Source organism: Saccharothrix stipae, assembly GCF_054781895.1.
Genome location: NZ_BAAGTN010000002.1, coordinates 823,319 through 837,639, shown reverse-complemented (window position 1 = coordinate 837,639; position 14,321 = coordinate 823,319). Strand labels below are relative to the sequence as shown.

Annotated in this window: 12 protein-coding genes; 3 read left to right on the top strand and 9 right to left on the bottom strand. The window is 72.5% G+C overall.

Annotation, left to right across the window (positions count from 1 at the left end; genetic code table 11):
* Window positions 1-33 precede the first annotated feature (33 nt).
* From ACYVLT_RS06760 to ACYVLT_RS06745, 4 genes are all read right to left on the bottom strand, one after another.
* Window positions 34-792 (bottom strand): S1 family peptidase, encoded by a 759-nt coding sequence (locus ACYVLT_RS06760; protein WP_461119221.1) that lies wholly within the window; start codon window positions 790-792, stop codon window positions 34-36.
* Window positions 789-3,749 (bottom strand): AfsR/SARP family transcriptional regulator, encoded by a 2,961-nt coding sequence (locus ACYVLT_RS06755; protein ID WP_461119220.1) that lies wholly within the window; start codon window positions 3,747-3,749, stop codon window positions 789-791. The genes ACYVLT_RS06760 and ACYVLT_RS06755 overlap by 4 nt, the downstream gene beginning before the upstream one ends.
* Window positions 3,750-3,941: 192 nt before the next feature.
* The gene (locus ACYVLT_RS06750) at window positions 3,942-4,580 is read right to left on the bottom strand and encodes a DUF3159 domain-containing protein (RefSeq protein ID WP_461119219.1); all 639 of its coding nucleotides are present in this window, start codon (window positions 4,578-4,580) and stop codon (window positions 3,942-3,944) included.
* The gene (locus ACYVLT_RS06745; RefSeq protein WP_461119218.1) at window positions 4,577-5,722 is read right to left on the bottom strand and encodes an FAD-dependent oxidoreductase; all 1,146 of its coding nucleotides are present in this window, start codon (window positions 5,720-5,722) and stop codon (window positions 4,577-4,579) included. Before ACYVLT_RS06745 ends, ACYVLT_RS06750 begins: the two co-directional genes overlap by 4 nt.
* A 102-nt stretch (window positions 5,723-5,824) precedes the next feature.
* Here ACYVLT_RS06745 and ACYVLT_RS06740 point away from each other — a divergent pair, with 102 nt between their 5' ends.
* From ACYVLT_RS06740 to ACYVLT_RS06730, 3 genes are all read left to right on the top strand, one after another.
* Window positions 5,825-6,433, top strand: coding sequence for a TetR/AcrR family transcriptional regulator (locus ACYVLT_RS06740; RefSeq protein ID WP_461119217.1), 609 nt, complete (start codon window positions 5,825-5,827; stop codon window positions 6,431-6,433).
* A gap of 254 nt (window positions 6,434-6,687) precedes the next feature.
* Window positions 6,688-7,083, top strand: a complete 396-nt coding sequence (locus tag ACYVLT_RS06735; RefSeq protein WP_461119216.1) for a MerR family transcriptional regulator — start codon at window positions 6,688-6,690, stop codon at window positions 7,081-7,083.
* A gap of 106 nt (window positions 7,084-7,189) precedes the next feature.
* Window positions 7,190-8,113 carry an NADP-dependent oxidoreductase gene (locus ACYVLT_RS06730; RefSeq protein WP_461119215.1) on the top strand — a complete coding sequence of 308 codons (924 nt, stop codon included), beginning with the start codon at window positions 7,190-7,192 and terminating at the stop codon, window positions 8,111-8,113.
* Between the two features lie 114 nt (window positions 8,114-8,227).
* Here ACYVLT_RS06730 and ACYVLT_RS06725 read toward each other — a convergent pair whose 3' ends face one another.
* The 5 genes from ACYVLT_RS06725 to ACYVLT_RS06705 all read right to left on the bottom strand — a co-directional run bounded on the left by ACYVLT_RS06725 (window position 8,228) and on the right by ACYVLT_RS06705 (window position 14,313).
* A complete protein-coding gene (locus tag ACYVLT_RS06725; RefSeq protein ID WP_461119214.1) occupies window positions 8,228-8,677 on the bottom strand; it encodes a hypothetical protein in 450 nt (149 codons plus the stop codon).
* Window positions 8,670-9,887 carry an MFS transporter gene (locus tag ACYVLT_RS06720; RefSeq protein WP_461119213.1) on the bottom strand — a complete coding sequence of 406 codons (1,218 nt, stop codon included), beginning with the start codon at window positions 9,885-9,887 and terminating at the stop codon, window positions 8,670-8,672. Before ACYVLT_RS06720 ends, ACYVLT_RS06725 begins: the two co-directional genes overlap by 8 nt.
* Window positions 9,887-11,131, bottom strand: a complete 1,245-nt coding sequence (locus ACYVLT_RS06715; protein ID WP_461119212.1) for an ATP-grasp domain-containing protein — start codon at window positions 11,129-11,131, stop codon at window positions 9,887-9,889. The genes ACYVLT_RS06720 and ACYVLT_RS06715 overlap by 1 nt, the downstream gene beginning before the upstream one ends.
* Complete coding sequence (locus ACYVLT_RS06710) at window positions 11,128-12,444, bottom strand: cation:proton antiporter (RefSeq protein WP_461119211.1); 1,317 nt, start codon at window positions 12,442-12,444, stop codon at window positions 11,128-11,130. Before ACYVLT_RS06710 ends, ACYVLT_RS06715 begins: the two co-directional genes overlap by 4 nt.
* A gap of 69 nt (window positions 12,445-12,513) precedes the next feature.
* The gene (locus ACYVLT_RS06705; RefSeq protein ID WP_461119210.1) at window positions 12,514-14,313 is read right to left on the bottom strand and encodes an ABC transporter substrate-binding protein; all 1,800 of its coding nucleotides are present in this window, start codon (window positions 14,311-14,313) and stop codon (window positions 12,514-12,516) included.
* Window positions 14,314-14,321: the final 8 nt, after the last annotated feature.

The following is a 14,321-nucleotide window of genomic DNA, read 5'->3' as shown; positions in this document are numbered from 1 at the left end:
GCGCAACCGCTGTGGACGTGCCCGCGCTGGGCCCTACACGATGCCCGTCATCGCGGTAATCCAACTGCGGTACTGCGGGACGTCGACGTACACCGTCGGGGTGAGGCCGCAGCCCGGCCCGCTGGGTGTGGTCGCCGTGCCGACCAGCTCAGGAGAGGAGGTACTGACACCCCCCACCTGGGGGCCGCCGTCGTCTCCGGCGCAGTTGCCGTTGTAGTTCGGGTTGTTCGTGCAGATGATGTGGCCGAGGCCGCTGGTGCACGAGGTGTCCGGCAGGACCGAGGTCCGCAGGGTCTGGAGCGTCGACGGACTGGCGCACGGTCCGGTGCTCCGGCACGTCCCGCCCCACCCCATGATGGTGGTGAAGGCACCGGAGGGCGCCGACGCGGCCGCGATCGCCACCGGCCGTCCGCTCGCCGCCCGGTCCAGCTCGACCAGCGCCAGGTCGACCGCGGGGTGCGCGATGAACCGGACGGGCAGGACCAGGCTCCCGCCGGAGGTGCGGTTCATGCTGCCGGTGCGCAGCTGCACCGCCCCGAGCTGCCTGCCCTGGACGCAGTGCCTGGCGGTCAGCACCCAGCGGGTGCCGATGAGCGCGCCGGTGCAGAAGTGGTCCCCGGTTCCGTCCTGGTTGACCCCGACGCGTTCCTGCACCGAGGCGGCGTAGTAGATCTCCGTTGCCGGTGCCCCGCCGACGATGCCGCGTGCCTCCGGGGTGCTCGGGTGCAGGAACACCGCGGCGAGCGCGGCGGCGAAGGCGATCGACGCTCGGCGGGCGGACGGAGTTCTCATGATGCCTCCCCGTGCTCGTGCGGACCGGTCGAGGTGCGGAGTTGTTCCGCCTCCGGCACGCCCATGTCGGTGTAGAGCGCCAGCGCCCGATCCCGGTGGTCGCGGCTCTCCGGGGTGTCGCCGAGGGCGTCCCCGAGGCCGTCGTGGGCGCGGGCCTGCTGGTACCGGTCGCCGGTCTCGGCGGCGAGCGCGAGCGCCCGCCGGTGGTGGGCGACCGCCCGGCTCGGTCGGCCGGCGGCGCGGTCGGTGTCGCCGAGCCCGTTGAGGGCCTCGGCCTGGAGCCCGCGGTTGCCTGTCTCCTCGCCCACGGCGAGGGCGTGCCGGTGGTGCTCGGCGGCCTCGTCGTAGCGGCCCAGTCCCAGGTGGGCGGACCCCAGGCCCTGCGCGGTGTAGCCTTCCAGGCCCCGGTTGCCGGTCTCTTCGGCCAGGGCCATCGCCTCGCCGAGGTGCGCGAGTGCGTCGGCGAGGCGGCCCAGGCCCTGGTGGGCGATGCCCAGGCCGTGCAGCGCGTAGGCGCGTCCGGCCGGGTCGTCGGCCGCCAGGTCGAGGGCGTGCCGGTGGTGGGCGACGGCCGCCTCGTACTGACCCAGCCGCTCGTGGACGATGCCGGCGTTGTTCGCCGTGCGGCCCTGCCCGGCCCGGTCGCCGGTCTGCCTGGCCAGGTCGAGGGCCTGCCGGTAGTGCGCCAGCGCCTGCCGGTGGTCCGCCACGGCGAGGTGGGCGTTGCCGAGGTTGTTGTGGGTGCGGCCCGCCAGCGCCGGGTCGTCGAGTGCCTCGGCCAGGGCGAGCGCCCACCGGTGGTGGTCGGCCGCGTCGGCGTAGCGGCCCAGTCGCTCGTACACCGTGCCGAGGTTGCCCAGCGACTGGCACTCCAGCCGGCGGTCGCCGGCGGCGCGGGCGGTGAGCACGGCATGACCGTGCACGGCGAGCGCGTCCTCGTGGTGGCCGCGCAGGTCCAGGTAGCGCAGCAGGGTGCCGGACAGGAGGCCGGCCCGGCCGTTCGCCCCTCCCGGACCGGTGTGCGTGGCCACGGCCACCAGGTTGGACCGTTCGCGCTCCAGCCACGCCATGGCCTGGCCGTAGTCGTCCATCGGCGGGACGGCCGTCGTCGCGCGGCCGACCTCGGGCCGCCGGCTCTTCTCGCGGGGCGCGATGAGGTCCATCGCCCGCGCGGCGGCGTGCAGGTACAGGTCGAACAGGCGGGTCAGCGCCGCGTGCCGGTCGTCGTCGGCGTGAGCGGCGTCCCCGTCGGCGGTGTCGGTGGAGAGCTGCGCGGTGAACGCCCGCACCAGGTCGTGGAACCGGTACCGGCCGGGCGCGGATTGGTGCAGCAGGTGCAGGTCGAGCAGGTCCTCCAGCAGGCGGTCGGCCGCCGGCACGCCGATGTCGCCGAGCGCGGCGGCCGCGTGCGCATCGACCTCCGCCCCCGGGTGCAGGCCGAGCAGCCGGAACAACCGCCGCCGGTCGGGCGGGAGGGCCTGGTACGACAACGTCAACGCGGCCGCCACGCTCCGGTCCCCGGTGGCCAGCTCGGCCAGCACCGGTCCCGCGCGCAGCCGCTCCACCAGGTGCGCCACCGTCCATGCCGGGCGGGTCCGCAGCCGCGCGGCCGCGATCCTGATCGCCAGGGGCAGGCCGCCGCACTGCCGGACCACCTCCGCCACGGCGCCGGGCTCGACCTCGGCCCGGTCCTCGCCCAGGACGCGGGTGAACAGCGCGGTGGCGTCGGCGTGCGGCAGCACGTCCAGCGACACGGTCCGCGCCGCCTCCAGGTCGGCCAGCCGCCGCCGGCTGGTGACCAGCACCCGGCACCCGGGGCCGCCCGGCAGCAGTGGCCGGACCTGGGCCGAGTCGACCGCGTCGTCCAGCACGAGCACGGCCTTGCGGCCGGCCAGCTCGGCCCGCCACAGCGCGGCCCGCTCCTCCAGTCCCGGCGGGAGGCGCTCAGCCGGCGTGCCGAGGGAGCGCAGCAGCACGCCCAGCGCCGCAGCCGGGCCGGTGGGCTCGCGGTCGGCCGTGTGGGCGTGCAGGTCGACGAACAGCTGCGCATCGGGATACCGGTCCGCAAGGCGGTGCGCGACGTGCACGGCGAGCGCGGTCTTGCCGATCCCGGCCATGCCGTCGATCGCGGTCAGCTCCGCCGAGGCGTCGACGAGGCGGTCGCGTTCGAGGTCGCGCCCGGTGAAGTCCTCGACGTCGCGGGGCAGGGTGTGCACCGGGGCGGGCGGGTCGTCGGTCGCGGTGAGAACCTGCTGGTGCATCCGCCGCAGCGCGGGACCGGGGTCGACGCCCAGCTCCTCGGCCAGGAGCCCGCGCACCCGCTCGTACCGGTCGAGGGCCTGGGCCGAGCGCCCGGCGCGGTGCAGGGCGAGCACCAGCTGACCGGCGAGCCGCTCGTCGAGCGGGTGCTCGGCGGCGCGCGCGGTCAGGGCGGGCAGCAGTTCGGCGTGCCCGCCGCGCCGCAGGACGATGTCGTTGCGGTCCAGTTCGGCCTCCAGCCGCTCCCGGTCGAGCGCGTCGCGCAGGCCGATGAGCCACGGGGTGTCCAGCAGCCCGAACGCCCGGTCCCGCCACAGGCCGAGGGACTGGTCCAGCAGAGGCAGTGCCTGCTCGTCGCCGACCTCACGGGCCCGCGCCACCAGCCGGCGGAACCGGTGCAGGTCCACCGCCGCGGGATCGACGGTGATCACGTAGCCGGGACGCCGGGCGACGACCAGGTCGGGCGTCGCCAGGACGCCGCGCAGCCGGGACAGGTAGCTCTGCAGGACGGTGCGGGCGCGCAGCGGCGGGTCCTCGCCCCAGACCCGGTCGACCAGGCGGTCGACCGGGACGACCCGGTCGGCGTCGACCAGCAGGGCCACCAGGACGCAGCGCTGCCGGGAGGGGCCTGGGTCCACCGGCTCGCCGTCGACCCGGACCTCCAGGTCGCCGAGGAGCCGGAAATCGAGCCGGGACACCGTCACCATGTTCTTGTCCACCCCCCGGCACTGGCGTAGCGCATCCCGCCGGGGTAATCAAGGGTCACCCGCGTTCACGCACGTCCGGTCGACCGCGAGGTCGGCGACGTCGCGGCCGAGCAGTGCGGCGAGTGGTTCACCGGGGTGAGGCACCGCCCGCCGCCGCCCCGGGATTCGCTTGATCGACGACGGTCACCCGGGCGACCGGTCCGGGCCCGTCGGTTCCGCGTGGGCGCGCAGGATTCTCCAGCACAGGTAGACGCAGGCGCCCGCCGCGGGCGCACCGCCCAACAGCGTGGCGACGATGCCGAGTGGGATCACCTGCCCGGCCGAGTAGAGCGGTACCAGCACCGCCGTGGCGATGGCGAACTTCGCCACGAAAACCGCGGTGCACACCTGATAGCGCCGTCGCCGTACCGGGTCTCCCCGCCAACCGAAGCGTTCACCGCGTGCCGCCCCCACCACCAACCCGATCACCGGCCACCGCACCAGCATGGACATCAGGAACACCGCACCCCCACCCGCCTGCACGAGCACGGCCGGAAGGTAGAAGTCGACCGCGCTCCCGGTACTCCCGGCCAGCAACGCCGACACCCCGACGGTGGTCAGCCCGACCGCTGCCTGCCAGTACTTCCGGTCGGTGAACACCCGCACCACCGCGAACACCGCCACACCACCGACCGCTGTCAACGCGGCGGTCGGCACCTGGCCGGTCAGCAGGAAGGCGATCAGGAACAGCACGCGTGACGCGACGCCTTCCGCGACCGTGCGCCAACCGCCCACCGCGGCGAACAACGACAGAGACCTCCGGGTCAGCATGTTGAGGCTCATGTGCCCGCCTTCGCCGTGGCGGGCGTGACGAAGCTGTCCCCGCGCATCGTGTCCTCGTAGGCGCCGATCGCGTCGAGCAGGTCGAGCCTGCCGCGATCCGCCTCGACCAGTGCGTCCCGGAGGCGGTGCGCGTCCCGCATCGCCAGGTTGCCGCCGAAACCCGGGGCCAGGTGGATGGCGTCGCCGACGACCGTCACCGGGCGGGCGGGCCAGGCAGGTGGCGGTGGGATCGTCCCGATGCGCAGCGCGACCGTGAGGGCCGGCCATGCCTCGGCCACGACCAACCGCAGCGCCGAGGGCAGGTCCGCGGTCGACTCCACCGCCTGGCGCCACACCGCGGCCGGCGACCCGGCCGAACCGAGCCGCTCCGGCGTGGTCGGCAGGGCCCACATCACGTAGTCCTCGACCTCGGCGACCGCGCCGGGGCGCAGGGCAGGCAGCCACCGGTTCCGCGCGGCCTCGGGAGGCTCGGTGAACCGCAGCACGCCCAGCGCCATCATCGTGCCGCGTACCCGCGCACTGGCGGGGCTGTCGCCGACCAGTTCCGGCAGCCCGGTACCGGCCACCGCCCGCAGCGGGGTCGCACCCATGAGCATGCGTCGTCCCGTGTCGACCACCCGCACGTGCGGCAGGTACCGGCGGCGGACCACCGAACCGATCCCGTCGGCGCCGACCAGCACGTCCGCGGTGTCCGTGCCGCCGTCGGCACACCACACCCGGACCGTGCCGTCGGTTCGCTGCTCGAACCGCGTGACCTCCGCGCCGAACCGAACCACGTCCGCCAGCCCCGTCAGCAACACCGCACGCAGCAACGGACGATGAACCTGCCGGCCAGGCCGCGCTCGACCGGCCACGCCGTCGGACGACCGAGCGCCCACGACGGTGAGCGATCCGTCCACTTCGGACAGCGTCAGGGTCTGCTCGCGCGGTCCACCCATGGTGGCCGCCACCATCGCCGCGTGTGCGGGAGGCAGGCACGCCCGCAACGCCGAGGCGCCTCGGTCGTCGACATGCAGGCTGACACCCTGCGGACGCCCCGACGCGTCGTCTCGCTCGTACACGACGACCTCGATCCCCGCTCGGCGTAACCCCTGTGCCAGCGTCAATCCGCCCAGTCCCGCGCCGACCACGATCACCCTCATCCCGTCGCCACCTTTCTTCATCAGTCGATGAAGAAGACTCTACGTCGGGTGGTGGTGAAACTCCACCTACCGGTGAAGAATGGGTGCTAGGCTTCGGCGGTCATGGCAGAACAAGGCACCCACCCCAGGCCGGGACGCTGGCGGTCCGGCGCGGAGAGCAAGCAGCGGATCCTCCAGACCGCCCGCGACCTGTTCGGCCGACACGGCTACCGCGGCACGACCGTGCGTGCGATCGCGACCGCGGCAGGGGTCGACCCGGCGATGGTGTTCTACTTCTTCGGCACCAAACAGGGCCTGTTCGCCGCCGCGGTCGAGATGTCCGACGCCGTCCCGTCCGCCATCGAGTCGATCTTCACCGCTGATCTCGACGCCGTCGGCGCCCGCATCGTCCGCACGCTCCTGGAGAACCTCGACAAGTCCGACCGCACCCCACTCGTGATGCTGACCAGGTCGGCACCCGCCGACGAGGCGTCCGAAGCGCTGCTGCGCGAGTTCATCGACCGTGAGATCACCGACCGGCTCGCGGCGATGCTCGACACGCCGGACGCCGCAGTGCGGGCCGGCATGGTCAACGTGCAGATCCTGGGTCTCGCGGTAGCGCGGTACATCGTGCGGATCGAACCGATCGCTTCATCGTCCATCGACGAGCTGGTCGCCTGGTTCGGCCCGCTCGTGCAGCACTGCCTGACCGGACGGACAGCACCGCCGTGAGTGACGCGGTCTTCACCCCCGATGTTGGTCGGGTCGGGTAGCCCCATGCGCCGCTCCGGCGTGTGGCGCGTCGCCGCCTTGGTCTGCGGCCTCATCGCCGCCGTGCTGGGACACCGGTACGCCGCCCGGCGGGAGCGGTGGAGGGGAGAGTTCGTGCGCGGGGAAGACGTTGCCTTGCCTCCTTTGCGGGAGGGCCGGCGCGTTCTCGTGCCGCGTCGACCGGACCCGGGAGCACGCGGACGTAGGCTTGGGGGATGCGGATCGGTGAGCTGTCCAAGCGCACGGGCGTGAGTCAGCGCTCGCTGCGGTACTACGAGGAGCAGGGTCTGCTGACCAGTTCGCGCTCCGACGCCGGGCAGCGTCACTATTCCGATGCCGCGGTCCAGCGCGTGTCGCTCATCCGACAGCTGTTCGACGCGGGTATGTCCAGCCGGGTGATCGCGACCGTGCTGCCGTGCGTGGACATTCCCGGTGACCTGGGCGTGGCCGAGGAGACGTTCACGGCGATGACGCGCGAGCGCGACCGGATCGACGCCGACATCGCTCATCTGGTCGAGACCCGGGACGCGCTCGACGTGCTGATCAAGGCCAACAGCCGGCACCGGGCGGAGCTGTCCACGACCCCGCAACCGGTGGCCCGGTCGGCCTGATCCTGTGACCCGCGCCTCGGCCGCTTGCCCCTGACATCGATGTGAGGGGTGAGGATGGCCGCAGAGCCCGGAACCACCGGGCCGATCGGCTGAGAGGCGGCAGAGGATGGGTCAGGCGTGGGGTTTCGGCAGGTATGGCGGGCCCGAGGTGCAGGAGTCCTTCGATCGTCCCGACCCCGTCCCCGGTCGCGGCGAGGTGCTCATCCGGGTCGAGGTCGCCGGCGTGAACCCCCTGGACCACCTCCTGCGCTCCGGTCCGGTCCCCGGGCTCGACGGCGGGCGTCCCTTCCCCCGCGTGCTGGGCATGGAGGCGGCGGGAACCGTTCTCGCCGCGGGCGAGGACGTCGACGGGCTGGCGGTGGGTGACGCGGTCTTCGGCCTCGCGCTCACCGGTGGCGGCACCTACGCCGAGACGACGGTGCTGTCCGCGCCGAACACCGCGCGCATCCCGGCGGGCCTGTCCGCGACCGCGGCGGCGACGCTGCCGGTGGCCGGGACGACCGCGGTGGACGCGCTCGACCAGCTCGGCCTCCCGGCCGGTGCCACGGTCCTGGTCAACGGGGTCGGCGGCGGGGTCGGCCTCGCCGTCGCCCGGCTGGCCACCAGCCGCGGACTGCGGGTCGTCGGCACCGGCAGCACCGCCAAGCGCGAGCACGCCGAAGCCCTCGGGGTGCGGTTCGTCGACTACACCGCCCAGGACGTCCTCGCCGCGGCACGCGAGCAGGCCCCGAACGGCGTCGACGGGATCGTCGACCTGGTCGGAGGCACCTCGCTGCGCACGGTCGCTGCGCTGGCCCGGGATCCCCGCACCGTCATCGCCGTGGGTGACATGTCCGTGCCCGACCTCGGCGGGCGGGTCGTCCAGCGCCGCCTCGACCGCGAGAACCTGGAGCGGTCCGCCCGACTGGCCCTCGACGGAGTCCTCGCACCCGTGATCACCGCGGTCCACCCGCTCTCCGACGCCCCGGCCGCCCTCGCCACCGTCGAGAACGGCCACGCCTCGGGCAAGGTCGTCATCAAGGTGACATGAGAAGTGCCCGGCCCGACCGCGCAAGCGTCCGCTCCTCGACTTCGACCTCGATCCCGCCGGACGCGATACCGCCCCCGTCCTGGGACCAAGACGGGGGCGGTGCGGATGTGCGGGTCAGGACTGGCGCGTGATGTCCATGTACCAGTTGGTCTCCCAGGTCTGCCCGCCGTCGGTGGACATGGCCTGTTCCCAGCGTGCCGAGTCACCGGTGATGCGGTGCCACAGGAACCGGATGTGGACGGGGGTGTTGTCTTGGGTCTCGTTGCCGTGGAACGTGCCGACGCCGTTGGTGAAGGAGCCGAACAGTGGTGGGAAGAACACTCCCGAGTCGCTGCTCGCCCAGTTCAGCGACCAGCGGCCGGTGGTGGTGTCGAACAGTCGTACGGTCAGGCCCGAGGTGCCGTCGGGGAAGGTGATCTCGTCCACGTTCCCCAGGCCGCCGAAGATCGGGCGCACGTCCGACGTGGAGGTGAACTCCTCCCAGTCGTCGCTGCCCACCAACCGCCGTCGCAGCCTGCGGTTGTGGATCGACCAGCGGCCCGTGAGGAAGTCGAAGTCACCCACCGTCCTTCACCTCCGCGCGGTCCCGGGTGGACACGTAGCCGGCGACGGCCGCGGCCAGCGCGAAGATCGCCAGCACCGGCCACGCGCCGTGACCCAGCTGGAGGAACAGGAAACCGCCGAGGACCGGGCCGACGGCCGCGCCCAGCCCGTACACGAACTGGAAGCTGCCGATGTAGCGCCCCTTGAGGTGCGCGGGACCGGCCATGCCGGGGTAGGCGAACACCACGGGACCGCCGATGATCTCGCCCAGCGTCCAGACCAGCGTGCCCGCGACGATCACCGCCGGGCCCAGCGGCAGCGCGTACACCGCGACACCGATGCCGACCAGCGCGTAGGAGACGCCGACGACCAGCTTGGGCCGCATGTGCTGCGTCTTCTTGGTGACCACCAGCTCGAACAGGATGACCGCGCCGCCGTTCAGCGCGACCGCCAGCGTGTACCAGAAGATCGGCACGCCGGAGGCCTGGACGTCCAGCGGCAGCGTCGACAGGTACTGCACGTAGACCACGGCGTTGAAGAACGTACCCGCCAGGTACACCAGGTAACGGCGGTCGCGCAGCACGTCGGTGTAGCTGCCGGCGGGCGCCTCGGCGGACTCGCCCTTCTCGCTGGTCCTCGCGGGCAGCACGCGGAACGCCACCAGGGCGTACGCCGCCGCGACCACCGCCTCGCCCCAGAACAGCAGCGTGTAGTCGTCACCGCCGAGCTGGTAGAGGCCGAAGCCGATCAGCGGCGCGGCGGTGGTGCCCAGGTTCAGGCCGAACCGGTACATGGCGAACACCATGACCTGCCGGTCGTCGGGCGTGAGCTCGGAGAGGAGGGTGGCCGACGCCGGCCGGTAGATCTGGGAGACCGCGCCGAGCAGGGCAACCGCGGCGATGAGCAGGGCGTAGTCGGGCAGGTAGAGCAACGCGGCGGTGAGCAGCGCCGCGCCGCCCATGCTGAGCACGGTGGAGTTTCGCGCGCCCAGCCGGTCGGCCATCGCGCCGCCGACGAGCACGCCGACGACGTTGCCGACGCCGTAGACGCCCAGGGCCGTGGCCGCCTGGCCGGCCGAGTAGCCCTGGGAGGTCAGGAACAGCACCAGGAAGATGTTGAGGAACCCACCGACCTTGTTGACGAACACGCCCGCCAGCACGGCCTTCACGGCCGGCGGCGACCCGACGAACGTCTTCCAGATGCTGTGGTCGGTGCTTTTCGCGGTGGTCATCAGGCGCTCTTCACGTCCAGCGCAGCCTCGGCCGCGTCGAGTCGGGTGGCGACCTCGTCGCGCGAGTCACCGGTGGCGATGGCGAAGGCGATGCGGCCCCAGACCGTGCCCTTGGGCGGCGGTGAGACGACGGCACCCGGCTGCGCGACCGTGACGACGCGGTCGATGCCCTCGGGCAGCCTGGCGGAGTCGAACGCCAGCGAGCCGAGCGTGGTGTCCTCCTCCTCGACGTAGAAGAAGCGGATGCCGGCCACGCGGTCGTGCGCGTGCGCGACGTCCACCTCGCCGCCGGTGGCCGCCCCCGCCGCGACCAGACCCGGGTCCACGCCCGTGGCGAGCAGACCCAGGTAGGGGATCATGTCGCCGCCCAGGCGGCCGTTGACCTCGATGACCTTGGGGCCGTCGTCGGTCAGCATGTACTCGGCGTGCGTGATGCCGTCGGTGAAGCCCAACGCCTTGTGCGTCCGCTGCGCCACGTCGAGCAGCACGTCGTCGGTCAGCAGCGGGTCGGAGGCGTCCACGAAGTGGCCGACCTCCTCGGCGTACGGGTGGTAGCCGACGACCTTGCGGCCGATGAACAGCGGCGTCACGACGCCGTCGCGCACCACCGAGTCGACGCTGATCTCCTCGCCCGAGACGAACTCCTCGACCAGGATCGGCTGGTCGGTGTCGAACACCACCGGCTCCGGGCCTTGCGCGGCCTCGGTGAACGCGAAGTTGGCGCGCACCTCCCGCTCGTCGTGCACCTTGATCACGCCGAGGCTCGCGCCGAGGCCGCGCGGCTTGAGGATCGCCGGGTACCCGACCTCCGCCGCCGCGGCGACCGCGTCGTCCACCGTCTTGACCGGGATCGACCGGGGCTGCGGCACGCCCGACGCCTTGAGTGCCGCCCGCGTGCCGCCCTTGTCGCGCAGGCGCCAGATCACGTCCGGGTCGCCGTTGCGCAGGCCCAGGGCCCGCGCCACGAACGCCGTGGCGTGGATGCGCACCTCGTCCCAGCACAGCACGCCGGAGAACGGCGTCCCGGCGTGGATCTCGGCCGCCGCCGTCGCCATCGCCGGCCCGTCGGTGGTCGAGGGGAGCACGGTCCAGCCGGACACGTACTCCTTCTCCCACTCGGGCTCGGCGGTCAGGAACAGGTGCACCCGGTACTCCGCGCTGATCGAGCGCAGCAGGTACTCGCGGTACAACCGCATTCCGGTCGCGACCACGAGCAGCAGGGGCCGCTGGTCGGTCTTGCTCATCGGGGCTCCACTCTCGATAGGGCTTGCACGCCGCCGAACGCAATCTCGCGCTCGCGCTCCTCATCGGTCACGGCGATCCGCCGTGCCGCGTACCGCAACGTCGGCGGCGCCATCAGCGACGTCACGACCGACACCAGCACCACGACCGTGTAAGCCTCGGTCGACAGCACCTCCAGCCGCAGGCCCACCAGCGCCACGATCACGCCGATGACACCGCGGGCGTTGAGCCCCGCGCCGAGCGCGAGACCCTCCCAGTGGGTGAGCCGGGCCAGCCGCGCGCCCGTGTAGGCGCCCGCGAACTTGCCGACCACGGCCAGCAGCAGCACGGCCAGCGCCGTGCCGAGCACCGCCGGGTGCCGCAGGGCCGTGAGGTCCATCCGCAGCCCCGCCGTCGCGAAGAACAGCGGCGCCAGGACGCCCATCACGAACGTCCGCAGCACGGACAGCGGCTCACGGGCGACACCGCCGACCGACGAGATGACCAAGCCGCACACGAACGCCCCCAGCACCGGCTCGAGGTCCAAGGCGTGCGTGCCGGCGGCGGACGCTATCACCAGCAGCACGACCACCGCCACGGTCACCCCGGCATCGCCGGAGCGCTCCGCGAGCCGCAACGCCCCGCGAGCCGCGGGCCGCAACGCGACCAGCGCGAGGACGAGCACTAGCGCCAGCGCGCCCAGCGACCACGCCACGTGCCCGGCGGTCAGCCCGGAGGCGGCCATCCCGGACACCACGGCCAGCAGCGACCAGCCGACCACGTCGTCCACGGCGGCGGCCGTGATGGTGAGCTGCCCGATGTCGCGGTGCAGCAGGTTCATCTCCAGCAGCACCTTGGCGATCACCGGGATGGCGCTCACGCACACCGCCACACCCAGGAACAGCGCGAAGACCGGGCGCTCCGCCGCCGGGCCGAGCATGGCGGCGGGTAAGAGGAACCCGGCGCCGACGCCGAGCGCCAGCGGTATGAGCAGCCCTCCCGCGCCGACCCAGGTGGCGGCCCGGCGCTGCCGGCGCGCCAGGCCGAGGTCGAGGTGCATGCCGGTGAACCCCACCAGCAGCAGCACGCCGAACTGGCCGACGGCGTCGAGCAGGTGCAACTGCACCGGGTTGTCGAACACCGGGGCGAACGTGCCGAGCAGGGACGGCCCGAGCACGACGCCGGACGCCAGCTCGCCGACGACGGCGGGCATCCCGAGCCGGACGGCGAGCCGCCCGAGCACGAGCGCCACGCCCAGCAGCACGGCGACCTGGAGCAGGAACATGAGCAGCGGATGCGCCCCGAGAGTGCTCGGCGGCGCGGCGGACAGGACCACGGGGGGACCCCCTGTTGAGCGGTGGAGAAGCGGGTGCGGGGCCCGGTGCGGACCCCGCGCCGCGGGGGATCAGTCGCGGTAGTACCAGTTCTCGGGGTTGATCATCCCGTAGGGGTTGATCGGCCCGAAGCCGCCGAGGGTGTTGGCGACCTCGAACAGCCGGATCGGGAAGTTCGGCGTGAAGATGACCGGCACCTCGTTGGCGATGTAGTCCTGGTACTCGTAGAGCACGTCCAGGTCGTCGCTGGTGACGGTGCGCTCGATCAGCTCGTCGGCCTTCGGGTCGGTGTAGAAGCCGAAGTTGCCGCCCGCCTTGGTGGAGAACAGGATCTCACCGGTCGGGTGGTGGTAGGCCCAGCCGCCGTTCCAGCAGCACATCTCCCACGTGCACGGCGTCGTGGCGGTCGGTTCGCACGGCGCGTCCTCGGCCACGAGGATCGAGCCGTACACCTCTTCGAGCCGCAGCTCGATGCCCGCCTCCGCGGCGGCGTCGCGGAAGTTCTCCATCACCCGGGTCAGCGCCGGGCGGCCCTCGACGTAGCGCAGCAGGATCGAGAGCTTCGTGCCCGCCGGGATGCCCGCGCCCGCCTCGCCCGGACCCGTGCCCGGCCGCACGCACACCGCGGGCGTGACGCTGGTGTCCCAGCCGTTCGCCTCCAGCAGCGCCTTGGCGTTCTCGGGGGAGAACGGCAGCGGCCACGCGCCCTCGCGCTGGCGCGGCGAGACGTACTCGGTCTTGGGGTACATCGGCACCGGGCCGTTCTGCCGGTACGCGTAGCCCTGGTAGATGTCGCGCACCGCGGTGTCCTGGTCCAACGAGGACTGGAGCGCCTGGCGGATGTAGGTCTGCGCGAACATCTTGCCGACCACGGTCGGGTTGTTGAAGTTCAGCGAGATGTACCGGATGCAGAACGCCGACTGCGGGAACATCGTGTACTCGGTCAACGGGTTCGGCCCGCCGACCACCGGGTCCACCGCCGGCTCCGTGGCGAAGCTCAGCGGCAGGTAGCCGACCTGGATGCCGTTCTCGGCGTCCGGGCCCGCCTTCAGCATCTCGTACTGCTCCTCGTCGGAGAACGTCGGCACCTGGCGGAACTCGTCCAGGTACGGCTTGTTCGGCCCCGAGTAGTGCTCGTTGGGCACGAACGTGACCACGCCCTCCAGCGTGTAGCTCTTGAGCCGCCACGGGCCGCTCACGATGCTCCAGATGGGGCTGTCGGCCCACTTGGTGCGGTGGGCGTTGCCCTCCTCGACGATGTTGCCCTGCTGCGCCATCAGGTACTCGTAGACCGCCTCGACGTCGGCGAGGTCGCCGGAGGCGTTCGCCGGGCCCGCGTCGGTCCGGTCCCACGCCTTGGGCAGCGGCGTGATCGTGCTGAGCTGGTTGTAGAGCACCCAGTGCTTCGAGTACACCTTGTCGAAGGTGAAGAACACCTCGTCGTCGGCGACCTTGCCGTAGTCGGTCAGGTTGTCCGGGAAGTAGCCCGGGACGTACTCGCCGTACCGGGCGCCCTTGACCTTCATCAGGTTCACCCAGAACAGCACGTTCTCGGCGGACAGCGTCTCGCCGTTGGACCACTTCCAGGGCTTGACCTTGACCCGCACGGTCAGGCCGTCCTCGCTCCACACCGGCTCCTCGCCGATGCTCTGCGAGTAGTCGACGTTCGGGGTGCCGTCGCTGCCGAAGTAGTACAGCGTCCGGTACATCAGCGCCTGGAACTCCAGGATGTTGCGGGTGCCCATGCGCTCGGCCGGCGTGAAGGGGAAGATCACGGCGGGCGGGAAGCCCGGCGCGCACGCCCACGTGACGACGCCGCCCTTGCGCGGCGTGCCGTCCGTGGCGGCGGTGATGGTGCTCGCGGAAGTCATGGCTGCTC

Excerpts from the sequence above, each read along its gene's own strand:
- ACYVLT_RS06760 (WP_461119221.1), bottom strand. The coding sequence starts at position 792 with ATGAGAACTCCGTCCGCCCGCCGAGCGTCGATCGCCTTCGCCGCCGCG.
- ACYVLT_RS06750 (WP_461119219.1), bottom strand. The coding sequence starts at position 4,580 with ATGAGCCTCAACATGCTGACCCGGAGGTCTCTGTCGTTGTTCGCCGCG.
- ACYVLT_RS06745 (WP_461119218.1), bottom strand. The coding sequence starts at position 5,722 with ATGAGGGTGATCGTGGTCGGCGCGGGACTGGGCGGATTGACGCTGGCA.
- ACYVLT_RS06740 (WP_461119217.1), top strand. The coding sequence starts at position 5,825 with ATGGCAGAACAAGGCACCCACCCCAGGCCGGGACGCTGGCGGTCCGGC.
- ACYVLT_RS06735 (WP_461119216.1), top strand. The coding sequence starts at position 6,688 with ATGCGGATCGGTGAGCTGTCCAAGCGCACGGGCGTGAGTCAGCGCTCG.
- ACYVLT_RS06730 (WP_461119215.1), top strand. The coding sequence starts at position 7,190 with ATGGGTCAGGCGTGGGGTTTCGGCAGGTATGGCGGGCCCGAGGTGCAG.
- ACYVLT_RS06720 (WP_461119213.1), bottom strand. The coding sequence starts at position 9,887 with ATGACCACCGCGAAAAGCACCGACCACAGCATCTGGAAGACGTTCGTC.
- ACYVLT_RS06715 (WP_461119212.1), bottom strand. The coding sequence starts at position 11,131 with ATGAGCAAGACCGACCAGCGGCCCCTGCTGCTCGTGGTCGCGACCGGA.
- ACYVLT_RS06705 (WP_461119210.1), bottom strand. The coding sequence starts at position 14,313 with ATGACTTCCGCGAGCACCATCACCGCCGCCACGGACGGCACGCCGCGC.